The organism is Xanthomonas sp. DAR 35659 (assembly GCF_041242975.1).
GTDB lineage: Bacteria > Pseudomonadota > Gammaproteobacteria > Xanthomonadales > Xanthomonadaceae > Xanthomonas_A > Xanthomonas_A medicagonis.
The window spans coordinates 2,471,113-2,489,050 of the sequence record NZ_CP162488.1; the positions used below are offsets into that span (position 1 = coordinate 2,471,113).

The 17,938-nt window shown below is 64.3% G+C and carries 20 protein-coding genes and 1 pseudogene; 11 read left to right on the plus strand and 10 right to left on the minus strand.

The annotated features are described in order from the left end of the window. Positions 1-641 precede the first annotated feature (641 nt). Positions 642-962, plus strand: a pseudogene (locus AB3X07_RS10575) (Arm DNA-binding domain-containing protein); the annotation flags it as partial. Positions 963-1,103: 141 nt separating this feature from the next. On the opposite strand, the gene AB3X07_RS10580 reads toward AB3X07_RS10575, so the two are convergent. The 4 genes from AB3X07_RS10580 to AB3X07_RS10595 form a co-directional block, all read right to left on the minus strand. After that, on the minus strand, positions 1,104-1,220 hold the full coding sequence (locus tag AB3X07_RS10580; RefSeq protein WP_369944458.1) for a helix-turn-helix transcriptional regulator: 117 nt from the start codon (positions 1,218-1,220) through the stop codon (positions 1,104-1,106). 190 nt (positions 1,221-1,410) lie between these two features. Continuing rightward, positions 1,411-2,208, minus strand: a complete 798-nt coding sequence (locus AB3X07_RS10585; RefSeq protein WP_369944459.1) for a DJ-1/PfpI family protein — start codon at positions 2,206-2,208, stop codon at positions 1,411-1,413. 106 nt (positions 2,209-2,314) lie between these two features. Continuing rightward, positions 2,315-3,328: a zinc-binding alcohol dehydrogenase family protein gene (locus AB3X07_RS10590; protein ID WP_369944460.1), complete on the minus strand. Its 1,014-nt coding sequence runs from the start codon at positions 3,326-3,328 to the stop codon at positions 2,315-2,317. A 186-nt stretch (positions 3,329-3,514) separates the two neighbouring features. Beyond that, positions 3,515-4,414, minus strand: a complete 900-nt coding sequence (locus AB3X07_RS10595; RefSeq protein ID WP_369944461.1) for a LysR family transcriptional regulator — start codon at positions 4,412-4,414, stop codon at positions 3,515-3,517. Between the two features lie 174 nt (positions 4,415-4,588). Between AB3X07_RS10595 and AB3X07_RS10600 the strand changes: the two genes are divergently transcribed. The 3 genes from AB3X07_RS10600 (at position 4,589) to AB3X07_RS10610 (ending at position 6,912) form a co-directional block, all read left to right on the plus strand. Next, entirely contained in the window at positions 4,589-5,722 is a 1,134-nt protein-coding gene (locus tag AB3X07_RS10600; RefSeq protein ID WP_369944462.1) for an L-dopachrome tautomerase-related protein, read from the plus strand. A 115-nt stretch (positions 5,723-5,837) separates the two neighbouring features. After that, complete coding sequence (locus AB3X07_RS10605; RefSeq protein ID WP_369944463.1) at positions 5,838-6,617, plus strand: glycine betaine ABC transporter substrate-binding protein; 780 nt, start codon at positions 5,838-5,840, stop codon at positions 6,615-6,617. Beyond that, the gene (locus AB3X07_RS10610) at positions 6,583-6,912 is read left to right on the plus strand and encodes a hypothetical protein (protein ID WP_369944464.1); all 330 of its coding nucleotides are present in this window, start codon (positions 6,583-6,585) and stop codon (positions 6,910-6,912) included. Before AB3X07_RS10605 ends, AB3X07_RS10610 begins: the two co-directional genes overlap by 35 nt. Positions 6,913-7,127: 215 nt before the next feature. On the opposite strand, the gene AB3X07_RS10615 is transcribed toward AB3X07_RS10610, so the two are convergent. Then, positions 7,128-7,964, minus strand: a complete 837-nt coding sequence (locus AB3X07_RS10615; protein ID WP_369944465.1) for a M24 family metallopeptidase — start codon at positions 7,962-7,964, stop codon at positions 7,128-7,130. Positions 7,965-8,555: 591 nt separating this feature from the next. Then, positions 8,556-8,930, minus strand: coding sequence for a VOC family protein (locus AB3X07_RS10620; RefSeq protein WP_369944466.1), 375 nt, complete (start codon positions 8,928-8,930; stop codon positions 8,556-8,558). 110 nt (positions 8,931-9,040) lie between these two features. Between AB3X07_RS10620 and AB3X07_RS10625 the strand changes: the two genes are divergently transcribed. Then, the gene (locus AB3X07_RS10625) at positions 9,041-9,613 is read left to right on the plus strand and encodes a TetR/AcrR family transcriptional regulator (protein WP_369944467.1); all 573 of its coding nucleotides are present in this window, start codon (positions 9,041-9,043) and stop codon (positions 9,611-9,613) included. 294 nt (positions 9,614-9,907) lie between these two features. Here the strand turns inward: AB3X07_RS10625 and AB3X07_RS10630 are convergent, their stop codons facing one another. Next, the gene (locus AB3X07_RS10630) at positions 9,908-10,843 is read right to left on the minus strand and encodes a LysR family transcriptional regulator (protein ID WP_369944468.1); all 936 of its coding nucleotides are present in this window, start codon (positions 10,841-10,843) and stop codon (positions 9,908-9,910) included. A 92-nt stretch (positions 10,844-10,935) separates the two neighbouring features. Here AB3X07_RS10630 and AB3X07_RS10635 point away from each other — a divergent pair, with 92 nt between their 5' ends. Together AB3X07_RS10635 and AB3X07_RS10640 are read left to right on the plus strand one after the other, a co-directional pair. Beyond that, positions 10,936-11,952, plus strand: a complete 1,017-nt coding sequence (locus tag AB3X07_RS10635; protein ID WP_369944469.1) for an NADP-dependent oxidoreductase — start codon at positions 10,936-10,938, stop codon at positions 11,950-11,952. A gap of 63 nt (positions 11,953-12,015) precedes the next feature. Further along, complete coding sequence (locus AB3X07_RS10640) at positions 12,016-12,318, plus strand: putative quinol monooxygenase (RefSeq protein WP_369944470.1); 303 nt, start codon at positions 12,016-12,018, stop codon at positions 12,316-12,318. Positions 12,319-12,483: 165 nt separating this feature from the next. On the opposite strand, the gene AB3X07_RS10645 is transcribed toward AB3X07_RS10640, so the two are convergent. After that, on the minus strand, positions 12,484-12,918 hold the full coding sequence (locus tag AB3X07_RS10645) for a winged helix-turn-helix transcriptional regulator (protein ID WP_369944471.1): 435 nt from the start codon (positions 12,916-12,918) through the stop codon (positions 12,484-12,486). A 109-nt stretch (positions 12,919-13,027) separates the two neighbouring features. Here AB3X07_RS10645 and AB3X07_RS10650 point away from each other — a divergent pair, with 109 nt between their 5' ends. Genes AB3X07_RS10650 through AB3X07_RS10660 form a run of 3 tightly spaced genes read left to right on the plus strand, consistent with a single transcriptional unit; the run spans position 13,028 to position 14,973 of the window. Next, positions 13,028-13,645: an FMN-dependent NADH-azoreductase gene (locus AB3X07_RS10650; protein ID WP_369944472.1), complete on the plus strand. Its 618-nt coding sequence runs from the start codon at positions 13,028-13,030 to the stop codon at positions 13,643-13,645. Between the two features lie 4 nt (positions 13,646-13,649). Continuing rightward, the gene (locus AB3X07_RS10655; protein WP_369944473.1) at positions 13,650-14,303 is read left to right on the plus strand and encodes an NAD(P)-dependent oxidoreductase; all 654 of its coding nucleotides are present in this window, start codon (positions 13,650-13,652) and stop codon (positions 14,301-14,303) included. Positions 14,304-14,337: 34 nt separating this feature from the next. Further along, entirely contained in the window at positions 14,338-14,973 is a 636-nt protein-coding gene (locus AB3X07_RS10660; RefSeq protein WP_369944474.1) for a DsbA family oxidoreductase, read from the plus strand. A gap of 285 nt (positions 14,974-15,258) precedes the next feature. On the opposite strand, the gene AB3X07_RS10665 is transcribed toward AB3X07_RS10660, so the two are convergent. Both AB3X07_RS10665 and AB3X07_RS10670 read right to left on the minus strand, forming a co-directional pair. Beyond that, positions 15,259-16,089 (minus strand): MBL fold metallo-hydrolase, encoded by an 831-nt coding sequence (locus AB3X07_RS10665; protein ID WP_369944475.1) that lies wholly within the window; start codon positions 16,087-16,089, stop codon positions 15,259-15,261. Between the two features lie 63 nt (positions 16,090-16,152). Continuing rightward, positions 16,153-16,785, minus strand: coding sequence for a DsbA family protein (locus tag AB3X07_RS10670; protein ID WP_369944476.1), 633 nt, complete (start codon positions 16,783-16,785; stop codon positions 16,153-16,155). Positions 16,786-16,897: 112 nt separating this feature from the next. Here AB3X07_RS10670 and AB3X07_RS10675 point away from each other — a divergent pair, with 112 nt between their 5' ends. Next, the gene (locus tag AB3X07_RS10675) at positions 16,898-17,797 is read left to right on the plus strand and encodes a LysR family transcriptional regulator (protein WP_369944477.1); all 900 of its coding nucleotides are present in this window, start codon (positions 16,898-16,900) and stop codon (positions 17,795-17,797) included. The last annotated feature ends 141 nt before the right edge of the window (positions 17,798-17,938 follow it).

Below are 17,938 nucleotides of genomic sequence, written 5' to 3' on the forward strand. Positions count from 1 at the left end.
CGGTACCCCACCTAGGCAACACTTGTCAACACACCACAGTCGAGACAGACACCTTGGACGCGCCGTCAGTTCCTAAGTCGTTGCCTAGGATGGATACTTTTCGGGAGTACTGCCGAAGTGACCAAGGATGCGCAGTGGATTAGACACCCCGGCGGCTCCCACTAGTGCACCAGCCCTTGCTAATCACGATCAACGTGGCGACCCTCATGGGCAGCGGTGGCGCAAGAACAGGTACACGCTGGCTACGCTCGGGTCCGGGAGATTGGCAGACTCTCCGTAACATCTACTTAGCGAGTAACTAGGTGTATAAGTACCGCAATGGACTATTGAGTGGGAGTGAAATCAGGTCCTTCGGGGACCATCGTCAGCTATCGAAAAATCGCTGCAACTTGTTGATCTGAAAGGAAGCTTGTCACGGCAACTATCGGTAGCTATCGCCGGCCAGCACAACGGATCGGCGGTAGCGCTGACGGTACGAACCGGAGGTCGGATCAAGACCCTCCCGTTTACTATTGAGGCCAAAACGGTCTTTGACGGTAAAAATCTCCTGAGGAAAGCTTATTTCATGCGGCTTTCCGAGCATCAGCGGGTCTCCAAGTCCCTGACGGTAAAAGCCGTCACGAACAGGAGTGAAAACCTCGATGCTGACCGACACTGCACTGCGCAATCTCAAGCCTAAGTCCAAGATCTATAAGGCTTTTGATCGAGATGGAATGTACGTGACGGTATCGCCTACCGGTACCGTCACCTTCCGCTACGACTACCGTCTTCATGGACGCCGGGAGACGCTCACGATCGGGCGCTACGGACCTGCCGGCCTCTCGTTGGCGATGGCCCGCGAAAAGCTCATCGATGCCAAGAAGACCATCGCCCAGGGCAAGTCGCCCGCGATGGAGAAGCAGCGCGAGAAGCGCCGGCTGACCGACGTGAAGTGCTTCGGCGACGTTGCGGTGAAATGGTTGAAGGAACTGGACGCCCTGGTCGGATGAACGGCTCCGCGCACGACTAGATCTTTTCCGAATCCGCCCGGCCAGGGCGGGTTTTTCTTTGGTGGACGTCGGTTTGACGATGCCGGCGCGGGGCGCCTGCTTACGTTGTTCGATTCAAACTTCCACTTCGCCCAAGTCCCATACGACACAGCGCGGCGCCAGGTTGAAACGGCGAGGGAACTCGCCGCGGCGCTCCATTTCGTAGATCGTCGTTTCGCCCAGCGGGACCATCTGACACAGCTCGTGGCATCGGATGGTGTTACGTAAGGGAAGGGGGCTGCGCTGGGAGAGACTGCGTCAGTGCCTCATGGGCATGTGTGCCCGGACGGGAAGTGTCTCGTCTGTTGTGATGTTCACAGTCATTGCCTTAATGCTGGACGGAGCCAGCCAGTTCGAGCGGAACGGACAGACATCGGCTGCGTCAGCTGTGGCTTGGCATCGGCACGCCCACTGCTTCGCGAATGGCCTCAGGAGCAGTCGACCACGAACCAGCGTGGTATGGAGGCTTGGGATCGTATTGGATCTTCAACTGAGCCTTCATCGCCTCGGTGTCTCCACGCAGGTGGCCGATGAGCGCGAGCGTCATGTCCAGGCCTGCGGATACGCCTGCCGAGGTCCAGTATTTGTCGCTGACGACCCATCGCTCGTCCGTATAGGTGGCGCCCTGGTCGTTCAGCATGTTCTGCAGTGCCCAGTGTGTCGTGGCTCGGCGTCCACGCAGGAGCCCGGCGCGGCCCAGGATGAGCGATCCGGTACAGACGCTGGCGGTGATCCTGGATGTTTGGTCGATGCACTTGATCCAGTCCATGACGTCGGGATCGTTGGAGACGTCGCGTACTCCCATGCCACCGCCCGGAATGAGCAGAACGTCGGCTTTGCCGATGTCCTGGAGAAGGGCGTTCGCTTGGTAGCTCACCATGCCGCTGTCGCTCTTGTAGAGGTCGCGCGTCTTTGCGGCGAGGACCAATTCGATTCCGGGCACCCGATGCAGCAGTTCGTACGGACCTATCCAGTCGAGCATGGTGGTGCCCGGGTACAAGAGCATGATCACTTTCGTCGGCCTCTCGGAACCTCGTGGTTCCGCACTCCCCGGAACCTCAACGGAAGCCGATTTCGCGGGCCCGGAAGCCTCCGCCAGTACGCGGGTTGCGACGAGCAGCGCCCCCAGCGCGAGCAGCCCCGATTGACTGATGTGCCGTCGCATCTGGTCGTGTTTCATGTGGTCTCCGAATTGAGCATGACACTGTTTCCTCCATGGCGATCGAATGCCGATCACGCTGCCGCGCCCGAGCTAGCCCTGCCGGACCCATGCTTTGCGGGCCTGCTCAGAATCCTTCGAGCACGATCTTGCCGCGGCTGCGGTTCGTCTCGATCCATTCGTGCGCGCGGCGCAGGTTGCTGGCGTTCACCGTGCCGAAGTTCCCGGCGAGCGTGGTGCGCAGCACGCCTGCATCGATCAGCGATCCCGCGCGGGTCAGCAGTTCGTGCTGGCGGAGCTGGTCCGGCGTCGAGAACATGGAGCGCGTGAACATGAATTCCCAGTGCAGCGACGCGCTCTTGGTCTTGAGCTTGCGGAAGTCCAGGAGATCCGGATCGTCGATGAGCGCGATATGCCCCTGTGGGTTGATCGATGCGACGATTTCGTCGAAATGGCGGCCCGTCTGGTTCAGGCTGGCGATGTAGTCCACGCCGGAGAATCCGATGCGCTGGAGTTCCCCGGACAGCGGCTTGCTGTGGTCGATCACGTGGTGCGCACCGAGCTCGGTGACCCATTGGGCGGTTTCCGGGCGCGATGCGGTGCCGATCACGGTGAGGCCCGTGAGCCGCCGTGCGAGCTGGACGAGGATCGAGCCCACGCCGCCGGCTGCGCCGATCACGAGCAGCGTGGCGTCCTGGGGCTGGTCGCTTTCCGCGATGGCCAGGCGATCGAACAGCAACTCCCAGGCGGTGATGGTCGTCAGGGGAAGCGCCGCCGCGGCCGCGAAATCGAGGGTCTTCGGCATGCGGCCGGCGATGCGCTCATCGACGAGGTGCAGTTCGCTGTTGGTGCCGGGCCGCTTCAACGATCCGGCGTACCACACCCTGTCGCCGGGCTTGAAGAGCGTGACGCCCTGGCCCACGGCGCGCACCACGCCCGCCGCATCCCAGCCGATCACCTTGGGCTGGCCGGCTTCGGGTGCGACGCCCGCCCGGATCTTCACGTCCACCGGGTTGACCGACACGGCGCGCACTTCGACCAGCAGGTCGTGCTCGCCGGGGACGGGGTCGGGCAGCGTGAGATCGATCAGCGATTCGGCATCGCCGATCGGCAAATTGCGGTAGTAGCCAATGGCTTTCATGGTGGTGCTCCGGACGCAGACAGAATCGAATCGGCGCGAGCCAGCGCAGCGTCGATTGCGCTTCAGCTCCAGCCAAAGATGGCGCCATCATCCGTCCACGCCACATACGTTAAAAGACGCGGTGAGCGATATCAGTTTCAAAATTATGTTGAAAATAGCGGGCGGTGGCAGATCCGCTGAGCTTCCTCACGCAAGGTGGCCGCTGATCCGCTGTACGAGGACATCGCGCAATGCGTTGACGGTGGGCGACAGCATTGCTCTGTGTGCGCAGACCAAATGGAGCGGCGCGCGCTCTCCCTCGAATTCCGTTAGCGCCGCCTCGAGTCGGCCAGCGCGCAGATCGTCCAGCACGTCCAGCCTGGACTTGTAGGCAATCCCGAGTCCGGCAACGGCCCAGCGCCGGACCAGTTCTCCGTCGTCGCTGCTGCGATCGCCATGCACGGACACCACTGCCGGTTCGCCTCCACCGAAGAACGTCCAGCGATCGTGCAACGCGTCGCTCAGGGCAAAGCGCAGGCAATTGTGCTGAGCCAGGTCCGCCGGAATCGCGGGTCGGCCGTGGCGCAGGAAGTAGGCGGGCGAAGCGCACAGCACCCGGCGGTTGTCGGGCGCGAGCGGCAGTGCCACCAGCGAGGAATCCTCGGAGACGCTGTAGCGGATCGCTACGCTGACGGGCGCGCGGATCATGTCGGTGATCTGGTCGCCGATGCGGACCTGCAGCGAGACGCTGGGGTACTGGGCCTGGAACTCGTCCAGCCATCGCAGCAGTACGTTGCGACCCAGGTCGGAGGGCACGGACAGCGATACCGTTCCGCCGATCCATTTCTGGCCCTGGGCCACTGCGTTACGTCCCGCTTCTACCTGCTCCATTACGTTGCGCGCGTACTGCAGATAGCGTTCGCCGTCCGGCGTGAGGCGCAGGCTGCGCGTCGAGCGCGCGAGCAGCCGGGTGCCGAGCTCCGTCTCCAGCCGTTTCAGCCCCACGCTGGCCACCGCCGGGGTGATGTCCAGTTGTCGGGCTGCCGCAGATAGGCTGCCGCTGTCGGCCGCGGATACGAAAATCCGCACGTCTTCTAGTCTGATCATTGAGGTTTTTCCAGCAGAGTGCGCCGAGTTCCGGCTGATCTGAAACCTAGCGGGATGCGGCGATTTTCAAAATTATCACAATACTGCTTGCTCCGCTCGCCGCTGGTTCCGGGCACGCTGCCTCACCACAATCCGGCCGGAGTTCCATTCGTAAATTCCCTGCTGGAGAGCGCTATGCCATCCCCCTTCCCCCGCCATCGGTGGGCCCTTCTCGTCGCCGCGGCCCTCACGGGCGCCGCTCCGTTCGCCCATCCTGACGCAGCGACGGCAGCGACGGCACACCTTGCAACGCCCGTCGCCGTGCGCGAGAGCCGGCAGATGCCGTGGAATGCGGTGGCGCTCGATGGGCGAGGGCGCTTCATCGTCAGTTCGCCGCGCTGGACGGGCAACACCGGCCCCGCAGTGGCCGTCGCGCAGAAGGATGGCTCGCTCACTCCCTATCCGAATGCCCGTTGGAACGGCTGGAAGCCGGGCAGCGAGGCAGCGCATGCATTCGTCAGCGTCAATGCGATCCACAGCGACGCGCGCGGCGACCTCTGGATCGTCGATACCGGGACGCCGGAGTTCGGTGGCAAGCCGATCGCCGACGGCGCCAAGGTCGTCCATATCGATCCCCGCACCGACACCATCGTCCGCGTCTACACCTTTGCGAAAGAGGTAGTTCGCGAACACTCCTACGTCGATGACATCCGCATCAACGGCAGGCATGCCTACCTGACCGATGCCGGCGAAGGCGCGGTGATCGTGCTGGATCTCGACAACGGTAGCGCGCGGCGCCGCTTCGACGGCGCGCCGTTCGCGCGCGCCCGCGCCGACGACAAAATCATCGTGAACGGCAAGGTGCTAGCCGGCAACGACGGCAAGCCATTGCAGGTGAATGCCGATCCGCTGGAGCTGAGCCCAGACGGCCAGACCCTGTACTTCGGCCCGCTGGCGGGGTCGCTGTCGCAGGTTGGGACACGTTACCTGGACGATGACGCGCTGAGCGACGAGGCCCTCGCCCGGCATGTGAGCCCATGGTTCGACAATCCGCCGATCGGCGGCACGGCAATGGGCGCCGACGGCAGCCTGTACTACACGCCGCTGGCCGACAACGCGCTGATGCGGCGTGCTCCGGACGGAACGTTGTCGGTGGTCGCGCGCGACGACCATCTGCGCTGGGTCGATGCGCCTTTCCTCGATGGGCACGGCCATATCTACCTGCCGGTGCCGCAGATCGATGGCGCTCCGGCATTCAACCAGGGGAAGTCGACCATCCGCTTTCCGGTGAAGCTCTTCCGGGTCGATCTGCCGGCAGGCCCGCGCTAGCCGGACGTTGCGCGCTGCGCAGCCGACCGTGCGGCGCGCAGCGCGATCTGTCCATCCGTCCATCCGTTGAAAGTTGCCGCTTGCAGCAGCGATCGTGCCCCGGAGTTCAGCATCCATGGATCACCGCATCCCCGTTCGTCTCCTGACGATCGATCTTTCCTTTCATCGCGCCGCGGCCAGCGTGGTCCGCTCCATCCTTGCCAGTCATGGCGTGGATGTGAAAGAAACCTTCGCCCCCCACGAGCGAGCCTTCGAACAACTGCGCGACGGCGCGGCCGATGTCCTGTGCAGCGCATGGCTGCCCGACAGTCACGGTATGTATTTCGCTCCCATGGCGGACAGCTTCGAGAACGTCGCCGTTCTCTACCGCCCCTACGCGTATTGGGGCGTGCCTGACTACGTGCCGCAGGATGCCGTGTACTCGATCGACGATCTTCGCAGGCCAGAAGTGGCAGCGCGCATGCAAAAGCGCATACAGGGGATCGGCCCCGGGGCGGGTATCAGCCGGTTTTCGCGCACGGCGATAGCGCGGTACGGCCTCGCGAACTCCGGCTATCACTTTGAGAACGGCACGCTGGACGATTGCGTTGCCGCGTACGAAGACGCGGTGCGACGCAGGCAGTGGGCAGTGGTTCCGCTGTGGAAGCCCCAGTTCCTGCACGAGAAACATGCCATCAGGCAACTGGAGGATCCGCTGGGGGTAATGGGGGGCGCCGACGAGGCGACGCTGATCGCACGCCGGGGCCTGATGGCCCGATTGCCCCCTGGCGCAGCGGTGGCGTTGCGCGGTATGCACCTCGGCAACGAAGAGGTCTCGCGGCTCGACTACCTCATTTCGTGCGAGGGAATGGATGCCTTGGATGTCGCCCAAGTACGGTCCAAAGGCGCGGGCTGATATGGTTCTGGTCCGGTCTTTCTGCCAGCAGCACGCTGGCATGCGGCGCCATTTGCGCTTCGGCATGGCTGCCGCTGGCGCGTTTGCCACGGCGGCGAGTGCCGCCGGACAGCCCATGCAGTCTTCTTCACCAGTGGATGATCCGCCGTACAGCCTTCCCGCAGTGGCGGTCACTGAAACGTTGGACGGCTACGCACAACCTGCCAGTCGTACCGCTACCCGCACCGCCACTCCGTCGCTGCGCGGTGGCTCCTACGTCATCGTGGACCACGCGGCTGTCGTCGGTTGGGCATGAGCAACGCTCAGTCGCTGCATCGGATTGAGTCTGCTTTCGTTCGCCGGATCGCGAAAATGTAAATGGTAACTTTTTGTCGGTCTCCGCTATGGCGTTGCGCGCGGCAACTCGTTGTCATTGGCTTGGCAGCTGTATGGGTGCGGTTAAATCTGGAGTAAAGCCACTTCTGGATAGTGAACCGGCATCGCAGGTTGCGTGACAGCGCCCAGTGACACTCAGTCGATCAGCTTGCTCAGCAATTTGTGCCCATCATCAGTCACCTCGACCATCGCCGAAAGCATCACGCTATCCGCGCCGTCCTTGGTAAGCACGGTCCAGAACTCCGGCGGTTGGAACCGTATGCCGGCGGTGCCTGACTTCGCCACCACATAGACGTTTAGCACCTGACCGGATTTCATCGGAGTTTCATCGTTGATGGAGCTTCCATAGCCCAGCACATGGGGCTCCTGAACTCGCGTCTGGCCCATGGAGTATCCCACTAGCTCATGTATGGCCACCGCGTGGTTGGCATCGAGTTCCTGCTGAATGGCAGTGCCCACATTGGATAGCCGCTCCCCAGCCCGGATCTGAGCAATGCCCATTCGTAGCGCGCGACGAGCTGTCATCAATAGCTGCCGCTGTTGCTCAGTTGCATTGGGAGTAGCAAATGTCCATGCCTGGGCTACATGGGCCTGTGGCGACGCAGCTACCAATTCCACTTTGACAAGTGCGGCATCTGGAAATGGCGCGTCAGTAGGGACGGCATTTCCCACTTGATTATTTACGGAAACCGGTACTGCCTCCCGGTACCCTTCGTAACCAATTAACATTGGTCGCCAACCATGCGCTGAAAATTGCTTCAGTAAAAATTCCTGGATCGCTATGCCGTTACTACCTCGGCGGACAAGGGGTTTTACCTTAAGCAGCATCTCACTGGCAATGGGGGCGATTCGAGTCTCGTCAGCTAAAATTGTCGCATTGTCCAGTTGGGAAATCCTGGCCCTAAGCTCCTCATTGCCTGCGGCGTAGCGGTCGTAATGCGATTCTGTGGCGAAAAAACTTGTAGAAAACAATGATAGAAGGATTGCGATCCTTTTCAGAAATAGCCTCCGTATGCGAATTAATTGTGACTGCCAATGTCGAGCATGGTAAGCGATCGGTAGTGTGGATGACTGCTACCGTTTGAACAACAGCTTCCGCAGCAATGAAGTTCGCACCCTGGCAGGCGCTGGTAGGGGCGCTTGTCTGCGCTATCCTAGAGGCTGATTGACTATAGCTTTCCGGAGCCGTCGCGCCCCAATGTTCCTCTGCTTTTTGCACCCGACAAGCTCTTCTCTGGTGACGATAATTGCCTATGTCGATCATCGCAAAATCCCTTGACCACGCGGACTTGCGAGCGCTGTTGATGATGGAACGGGGGGGGATGTTTGCCCGGTCGGTGATATGCGGAACTACGCCAGGTTGCTACCTAAATCCCTGATAAAAACAGACACTCCCGTCGGTATGACTAAGTTGCTTGCCGAGGAGGACATAGCGCCATCGCTGACCGAGGCGGCACGCGCCGTGCTCCGGATTATGAGCGAGATGCCTGACCTGCTTGATCGCCGGGTTGCTGATCTGAACAAGGAGATCGGCCGGCGTACCGGGGAGAGGGGTGTCGCCGATCAGCCCTTCGCGACGGGGGTGAAGAAATTGATCGGGTTGCCGTCAGGATCCCGGAACAGCATCGAGCGGTTGCCCCAGGGCATGTCCTTGGGTTGCTGCAACCAGTCGGTCACGAAGACGTCGATGCGCGCCCGCTCCGCGTCGACGTTGTCGACTTCGAACTCGAGGATCGCCGATCCGTTCGCGCTGGCGGACCACTCCCCGCCATGCGCATAAGTGGCGGCCGCCTGGCTGACGATCGCCAGGATCGCACCGCCCGGATGCAACTCGACATAGTGGTCATCCCCCTTGGGCGGTGCGCCCAGAAGCTTTTCGTAAAAGCTGGCGAGGCTCGGGACATCCTTGGTGACAAGGCGCGTGTAGGCAAATTTCATGAGCGAGACCTCTCTGGCTTGCGGCTTTGTCGGTACACACCGATACTGAACGGTACCGTTCTTGTGGAACGCTACCGTAGCGTATCGTAATGGTCAATGGGAGGCTTAGGGTGGATCGGATTGCGGACAAGCGGGTGGAACGATCCAAAGCGGCGGTCTTGGCCGAAACCTATCGCCAACTGACGCAGAGCGGGATCAGCGGTGTCAGCATCGACGAGGTATCGCGTGTCTCCGGCGTGTCGAAAACGACCATTTATCGGCACTGGCCGTCACGCTCCGCCTTGCTGATCGACGCCTGTTCCAGGCTCGGGAACGCACCTCCGCCGCCCGACACCGGCAGCTTGCACGCCGATCTCCATACGCTGGTGACGACGCTCGCGGAGCAGCTTCGGTCTGCCGCGTGGGCATCGGTTTATCCCTCGATCGTCGATGCGGCGGAGCGCGATCAGGAAATCGCCGCCCTGCAGGCTGGACTGCACACAGCCTTCATGGCGCCATTCCATGCCGTCGTCGAACGAGCAAAGGACAGGGGGGAAGTGAATCCGGAGACATCCGCCACCGACGTGGTCGCGGCGGTGATTGGTCCGCTGTTTTATCGTCGGTGGTTTTCCAGAGAGCCGGTCGACGACCGCTTCATCGAGACCACAATCGCCGCCGTCGTCGAAGCCGCTCTTCTCCGGTGATTTCTGGGATTTGGATGCCGGCACCGCTCAGATATCCGTGTCAGGCCGCCCGACTGCTGCCCGGCAGGACTGTCCCAGTTCGGAGCGTTCCTCCGACCGGAACAAACCTCGGATGGGCTCGCGCTTAGCCGAAGGGCAGTTGCGACAAGATCCGGACCATCGCGAGTTCGCCTTCGACTAATCGTCGGTCCGTTGTCTTTCATCCCAGTCCGGCGGGCGTCGATGGCAGGGGGCAGCCTTGGCCAAGGCGCGGCTAGGCGCTCAATGTCGCATGTCCGTCGTCGCGCCTCGCCGCTAACTGGACCCGGTGTTGACCAGGTCCGACACGGTCGCCTTGTGCTCGAAGGCCGGTCCGAGCATGTCCAGGAAGGCGCGGACCGCTGGATTGCTGCGTCGGCTTTCGGGCCAGAGGGCGGTGACATTCCGCCGTTCGACCGCGAAGTCGACGAGCAGCGGCGACAGGTCTCCGCGCGCGATATAGGGCGCGGCGGCGAACGACGCGCCGATCCCGATTCCGCCGCCGGCGACGAGCGCGGCCAGGACCGCCTCGCTGGTATCCACGACGATCTCAGACCGCGGCAGGATCTCGATTTCCTGGCCGCCGATCATGAAGGGCCAGCGGAAGAGTTGCCCGGTGCTCTGGTAGCGCAGGTTGACCGTGTCGTGGCCGTCGAGGTCGTGCGGATGCGCGGGTGCGCCGCGCGCGGCGAGGTAGGCCGGGGAGGCAAGGCAGCAAAGCCGATACGGCGCCAGCTTGCGCGACAGCAGGCGGCTGTCCGGGAGCTCGCCGATACGCACGGCGACGTCGATCCCTTCCTCGATCAGATCGGTCATCTGGTCCCCGAGCCGAAGATCGATCGTCACCTCGGGAAAGCGCCGCCGGAACGCGGGCAGGGCAGGCGCGATCACGTGCAGGCCGATCGGCAGGGAGGTGGCCACCCGCAGCGCGCCGCGCGGTTCGGAGCGCGCCGTCAGCGCCATCTGCTCGATTTCCTCGGCCTGGCGGATCAGGCTCAGGGCGCGCTCGTGGAGGTCGCGGCCTTCGGGCGTGAACGCCAGCGAACGGGTCGTGCGCGTGAACAGCGAGACCCCCAGGCGTTGCTCGAGTCGCTGGATGCTCTTGCTGACCGCCGAGGGGGACACCGCCAGCGACCGCGCCGCCGCCGCATAGCTGCCCAGCGCGCCGACGCGCGCGAACGCGATCAACCCGGTGAGACGGTCGAGGCTCATTCTTTCCATGGCGGCACTATAGAACTGCTTTCTGGCCCAATTATCAACTCGAATGTTGGTCGCTAGATTGCCTCGCAAAGAGGAGAACGATCATGAGCGAGACGATGAAAGCGGTTCGACTGCACGCCTTTGGCGGCCCCGAGGTGCTGACTTACGAGGATGCGCCCAAGCCCGACGTCCGACCGGGCGAGGTCTTGGTCCGGGTCCGGGCCGTCGGCCTCAATCCGCCGGACTGGTATCTACGCGACGGGTATCGTGCCCTGCCGCCCGAATGGCGACCGGATTCCGACTTCCCGCTGATCCTGGGCACCGACATTTCCGGCGTGGTCGAAGCGACCGCCGCTAACGTCGCTGGGTTCAGGGCCGGCGACGAGGTCTACGGCATGGTCCGGTTCCCGGATGGCGTGATGACCGGCGGCGGCGCCTACGCCGAGTATGTCAGCGCGCCAGCCGCGCACCTGGCCCACAAGCCGGCGGGGCTGGATCACGTCCATGCCGCCGCCGCGCCGATGTCCCTGTTGACCGCGTGGCAGTTCCTGGTCGCGCTTGGCCACGACGCGCCCAATCCGTTCCAGGACGTCCCGCATGTGCCTGTCGAGCTCGAAGGCCAGACAGTGCTGGTCAACGGTGCTGGCGGAGGTGTCGGACATCTGGCGGTGCAAGTGGCCAAGGCGCGGGGCGCGCGGGTGATCGCCGTGGCTTCGGCCAGGAACGCGGCGATGCTCGGCCAGTTCGGCGTACACCAGTTCATCGATTACCGGGAAACCATGGTGGAAGAGGTCATCCGGGATGCCGACCTGGTGCTCGATGCGGTGGGCGGTCCGCGGATGGAACGGTTCCTGGAGGTGATCCGGCCTGGCGGAGCCCTGTTCCTGGTCAATCCACTTGGCTTCGAGGGTCACGAAGCCGCGGCAAAGCGTGGGATCAGGGTGTCCTCGACCCAGGTGCGCTCGAACGGCGCGCAACTGGCACAGGTCGCCGCACTCCTCGACCGACACACCGTCCAGGTCGTGATCGACAGTGTCTTTCCGCTGTCGGAGGCCTCGCGCGCCCACGAGCGCGCCGCCGAAGGCAGCATCCAGGGCAAGATCGTCCTGACCGTCTCCTGATGCCGATGGGGCGTGCCGGCTGCGGCGCCCCTGTTTCCCTTCGAACCTCTGGAGTCGTTCGCCATGCTGATCGTCACCGGTTACGTACAGGTGCCGCCCTCGGATCTGCCGGCCTTCACGCGCGATCTTGCCGATCTCGCCCACACCACACGCGAGCGAGACGGCGCCCTGTCCTATGACGCCGCCGTGATTGACGCGTCCCGCGGGCGGCTGCTGGTGATGGAGCGGTGGCGGGACCAACACGCCCTGAGCGCCCACCTGGCGGCCGCCGATACCGTCGCCTTCGTGGCGCGATGGGATGCGCGCCTTTCGGCGGACATCAGAAAGTACGACGCGACGCACGAACGGGGCTTGGCAGACGCCTGACCCGACCTTCCAGGTGACGCACGCCACCGCCTCGCCTCGCGTTTGCATTCGCGAGAACGGATCGACCGTCGGCGGCGTACCGCGGTGTTGCCGCCGTGCGCCATGTGCTGGCGCAAGCCGACGCCATCTGGATCGTCGTAGTGGCGCCGCGCATCGCCCGATCGCTCATCGACGCTGGTAGACCACGCCCTGGACCAAGACCTGATCCGGCTCCGGCTGCGTGTCGAAACGCTGATGCGCCTCGGCGATGGCGGCTTGGTGCTCGTTCGCCCAGTCGACCAGTTCCATGACCGGCTTCAATAGCGTTCGTCCCAGGTCGGTGAGTTCGTAATCGACGCGTGGAGGGATCGTCGGATACAGCGTGCGCGTGATCAGTCCGTCGCGTTCGAGTCCGCGCAAGGTCAGCGTCAGCATGCGCTGGGAAATGCCGTCGATGCCGCGCTTCAGTACGTTGAAGCGCTGCGGGCCGTTCTGCAGCATGGCGACGATGTAGAGACTCCACTTGTCGCCGATGCGATCCAGGATTTGACGGGTCGCCAGACAGCCGCCCGCGTCGGGTGCGGGCAGTTCGGCAGGGTGCTCGATGTGACCAGGTGACATGCATGTGCCTTCTTGTGGGGCAGCGGCAGGGACAATACCATCCTTTGTATGGATTCGTAATTTAGAACCCATTTATTACTTGGTTCTCATTTTATACCTAGGAGCCGTCATGAGCCGCACGCTACTTGTCACGTCCAGTCCGCGCGGGGCGGACAGCCTCTCCACCCGTTTCGCCACCGAGATCGCCGAGGGCATCCAGGCTCGCTCTGGGGGCTCGCTGACCGTGCGCGACCTCGCGGCGAATCCGCCGCCGCACATCACGCCGGCCTACATCCAGGGCCGGATTCTGCCACCGGAAGATCGCACGCCGGAGCAGGCCGAGGCGGTGGAGGTCGCGCAGGCGTTGGTCGATGAGTTGCAGGCCGCGGACGTGATCGTGCTCGGTTCGGGCATGATCAACTTCGGTCCGCCCTCGCAGCTCAAGGCCTGGTTCGATCACGTCACTTGGCCACGCGTCACTTTCGGCTACGGCGAGGCCGGGCCGCAGGGACTGCTGACCGGCAAGAAGGTCTATCTCGTCGCCGCCACGGGCGGCGTGTTCTCGGAAGGCGCCTGGGCGCCGTTCGATTTTCAGACCAACTACGTGCTGCACCTGCTCGGCTTCATCGGCCTGACCGATGTGGACGTGGTGCGCGTCGAAGGGACGGTGCTCGGCCCGGAGGCGGTGAGCGCCGCCATCGACAAGGCCGCAACGGCCATCACCGCCTTGTTGGCGAAGGCGGCGTGAGCGTGTGACCGGGAAAAAGACCATCGCGTTGTTCGGTGCGACCGGGCCGACGGGGCGGCACCTCATCGAGGAAGCCTTGCAGCGTGGCTACTCGCTGTCGGTCTATACGCGCGACGCCGGGAAGCTCGCATCGTTCGCGGGGAAGGTCGACATCGTGGTCGGCGACCTGCAGGACCGCAACGCCATTGCGCAGTGCGTCCGAGGGGCCGATGCGGTCATCAGCGCCCTTGGGCCCAATGGTCTCAAGGTGCAAGGCGACAAGCCGGTCATGCATGGCCTGGCCAACATCATCGCCGCGATGCAGCAGGCCGGCGTGCGCCGCCTCATCCAGATCTCCACCGCTGCCTATCGCGATCCCAAGGACGGGTTCGCGTTCGGCACCCACGCGTTCGCGCTGCTGTTCAAGCTGATCGCGCGCAACGGCTACGAGGATATCCAGGCGACCGGCGCCTTGGTCGCGGGTTCGGACCTGGACTGGACGCTGGTACGCATTCCGAACCTCAAGGATGGTCCCGCCAACGGCGGCGTGGATGTGGGGTGGTATGGACAAACCAAGCTCGGCACGAAGCTTTCCAGGGGCAATCTCGCGAAGTTTCTGGTCGACCAGGTGACCGACACGCACTTCGTCCGTGCCGCGCCAGGCATCGCCAACCATTGACGCAAGACCATCGACAAGGCAGTGGAACATAGCGATGCAAATCGACCTCTACACCGACATCACCTGTCCTTGGTGCTTCGTCGGCCATCACCGTCTCGACAAGGTGCTGGCAGAGCGTTTCCCCGACCTGGCCGTGGAGATCCGACAGCATCCGGTCCCGCTGCTGCCGGATGCGCCCGCAGGCGGCCTCTACATTCCAGATCTGCTGCGTTCGCGCTACGGCATCACCGATCCGAAGGCCGCTTTCGCTCGCCCCGAGGCGGAAGCGCGCGCGTCGGGCTTCGATCTGGATCTCGGTCGCCAGCTCTGGACCTATCCGACCCGGGCGGCGCATGCGCTGATCCTCGCCGCCGCTGGGCGCGATACCCAGCATCGGCTCGCCGTCGCCATCACCGATGCCTACTTCATCGCAGCGAAGAACATCGCCGATGCGGAGGTGCTGGCCGACATCGCAGTCGACCATGGTTTCGAGCGCGACCAGGCGCGCGCCATCGCGCTCGATCCTGCGCAGCACCGTCGCGTCGAAGCGGAAGCGGCCAGGTCGGCGAATGCCGGTGTCCGTTCGGTTCCTCACTTCGTCTTCGCGGGAAGAATCGCCATCAATGGGGGGCGTAGCGAGGACGAGATTGCTTCGGTACTACGAGCGGCGTCCGCTGCGATCCCTCTTTGATACCGTTCCTTGGCGGAGCGGGCGTGGTGTTCGGATCGTGCAGATGCATGTGCATCGATCGAAACCGGCAGTGGAAGCGGTCCGACCCGGTCGCTTCCACGGCCCGACGATGGCGCGTGCCATCGGTCGCTGCGCGGTAGCGCCGCCGGCCAGAGGAAACGGAGTGCTGTCTCCCTGGCCTCGGTACATTCGACGTCGGGCGACAGCACCGCCAACCGGTGCTTGCCGTTCTCCTCGGAGGATCTTTCTTAGGTCCTCCGGATCAGTTCGCGATTGTCGGTCGTCTCAGCCCCACGGCATTTCGCCGTTGGCGACCTTGGCGCCGATCTCGAGGGCGATGCCCATGCCCAGATTCGGGAAGCGCGCTTCCATCGCCGCCTCGAGCGATGCGGCTCCCTTGGCCGTCGCCAGTTCCTCCTCGAAGGCCAACAGATAGGCCTTGGTGTGGGCGATGGCCGACAGATCGGTCGCCGCGTCGGGCGTCAGATGGCCAGGCACGACGATCGCCGGCGCGCGCGCGGCGATCGCATCGAGATTGGCGATCCAGGCGGCACGCTGCTCCTGCGTCTGCGTATCGGCGGTCCAGACATGCACGCCGGAGAAGATCATGACGCCGCCGAACACGGCGTGCAGCGACGGCACCCAGAGATAGCGGCGATTGGCCAGACCCTGGGCGGCGACGATCTCGACCGTCTCACCATCGACCGACAGAGAGGCGCCGTCGAAGGTCTCGGGCAGGACGATGTCGTCCAGCGTCTGCGGACCGTTCTCCTTGAGCTGCGGCCCCCACACGGCGAGCTTCTTCGCGACGTTGCCCTTGATGGCGGCGAGCGTGTCGGCGGCGGCGATGACCTTGGCCTGAGGAAAGGCCTCGCGCACCGGCTTGAGGCTGAAGTAGTAATCCGGGTCCGACTGGCTGACGTAGATCGTCGTCAGCGTCTTGCCGGTGGCCTCGATCGCCTCGGCCAAGGCCTTGCCGTCGGGATAGGTGAAGCCGCCATCGATCAGCAGGGCTTCGCGCGGGCCGGTCAACAGCACCGGCGCGCGGAAGAAGCCGTTCTGCCCGGCGGGAAAGTGGGTCCAGCGCAATGCGGAGGTCTGGCGATCGGTGCTCATTGGATGTCTCCTTGTGTTCGGGAGTGCGGGCGTCGGGAATGAAGGGCGGGGGAGGTCGGCGGCTCAGGCGACGCGCAGGTGCGCGGCCAGGGCGGCGCGATCGCCGAACAGCGCATCGCTCGGCAGCAGCCTGCTTCCGTGCGCGTCTTCGACGACGAGCGTGGGAACGCCCTGCGCGCCGAAACGGGCCATCTCGCGGCGTGCCGCATCGATGCGCGCGCGGTAGGCGCCCAGCACGTCGGCATCGGGCGACACGACGCGCCGCGCGGCATCGGCAAAGCCGGCAGCGGACAGCACTTCCGCCACGACCGCGCGATCGGAGGTAGTGCGGCCGTCGACATAGCGGGCCTGTTGCAGGCGCTTCAGCGCCTCGCGTTCGCGATCCGGTTCGGTCATGCCGACCGCGACCACGGCAAGCGTCGCCGGGGCCGAATCGAACAGCGTGCCGCTCGCGCCGAGCACCCGGCTGCGGTAAGCCTCGGAAAACGCTTGGCCGGTGAGGCGCGCGATGCGCTGGTCGTTCTGCCAGGCGTAGGCGGCGAAGGATGCCTCCAGCGGCCGCGCGTTCTCGCCGGCGAACAAGCCGGTGGGGGCGAGCTGCACGCTGACGCCAGGAACCTGCGCGAGCTGTTCCAGGGCCGGGGCGGCGCCGTAGCACCACCCGCAGAGCGGATCGAAGAGGTAGGTGATGCGCATGGTGGAACCCGCTTGAGGAGGTGCGGTCACCATAGCGAGCCGGGATTGATGGATAAATAATGTGGAATGCTAAACTCTGTAAACAACTGGCTTACAGTGTGTCGGGAGCAGCGTGGAAGCCGTCAATCTCAACAGGCTCGCCTATTTCGCGGCCGTGGTGGACACCGGCTCCTTCACCCGCGCGGCCGAGCGGCTCGGCATCACCAAGACCGTCGTCAGCCAGCAGGTCGCCAAGCTGGAGGCGGAGTTGCAGACGGCGTTGTTGATGCGCACCACCCGTCGGGTCGAACCGACCGAGGCCGGGCGGCTGCTGCATGCAAGCAGCGTGAGCGTCCTGCGCCAGGTCGAGGACGCCATCGGCGAGGTCACGCGCTCCAACACCGAGCCGAGCGGCGTGCTGCGCGTGGCGGCGCCGCACGACTACGGCACCTCCAGGATCGCGCCGCTGGCCGCCGGGTTCTCCCGGCGCCATCCGGCGTGCCAGGTCGAGTTGATCCTGGCCGACACGCGCATCGACCCCGTCGCCAGCCAGATCGATCTGTCCATCCGGGTGGGCTGGCTCGACGATTCCAGTCTGCATGCGCGGCGCATCGACGGTTTCCGGCAGTGCCTGGTCGCCACGCCGGAACTGGCCAGGACCTTGGCGGTGGCGGACCCCGACGACCTCGCGCAGGTCCCGTTCGTCGCCAACAGCGCGCTCCGCGAGCCGTTGACCTGGCACTTCGTCAAAGACGATTTCGAGCGACGCACGGTGCGCATGCGCCAGGCCCTGTCGACCAATGCGACCCCGGCCGTGCTGGCGGCGACGCTGGCCGGTGGCGGGGTGTCGGTCCTGCCGGATTTCCTGGTGGCAGACGCCCTGGCGGCCGGAACCCTGGTCGCCGTCCTGCCGGAGTGGTCGTTGCCGGCCGGCGGCATTCACGTGGTCTACCCGATGGCGCGCTTTCGCCCCTCCAAGGTCACCGCCTTCGTCGAGATGCTCGTTGCTGGAGCCGGCAAGATCGGGGCATGACGCGGGTGCGGGCGCGACGGCGGTCGCCAGCGCCCCGGCGATCGCATGCGCGATCGGCATGCGAAGGCTGCGACGCCGGCGCCCACGTGCGATTGCGGCGCTGGCCCGCAGCGATCGCCTGTCGGGATCGGCGCCATCGCG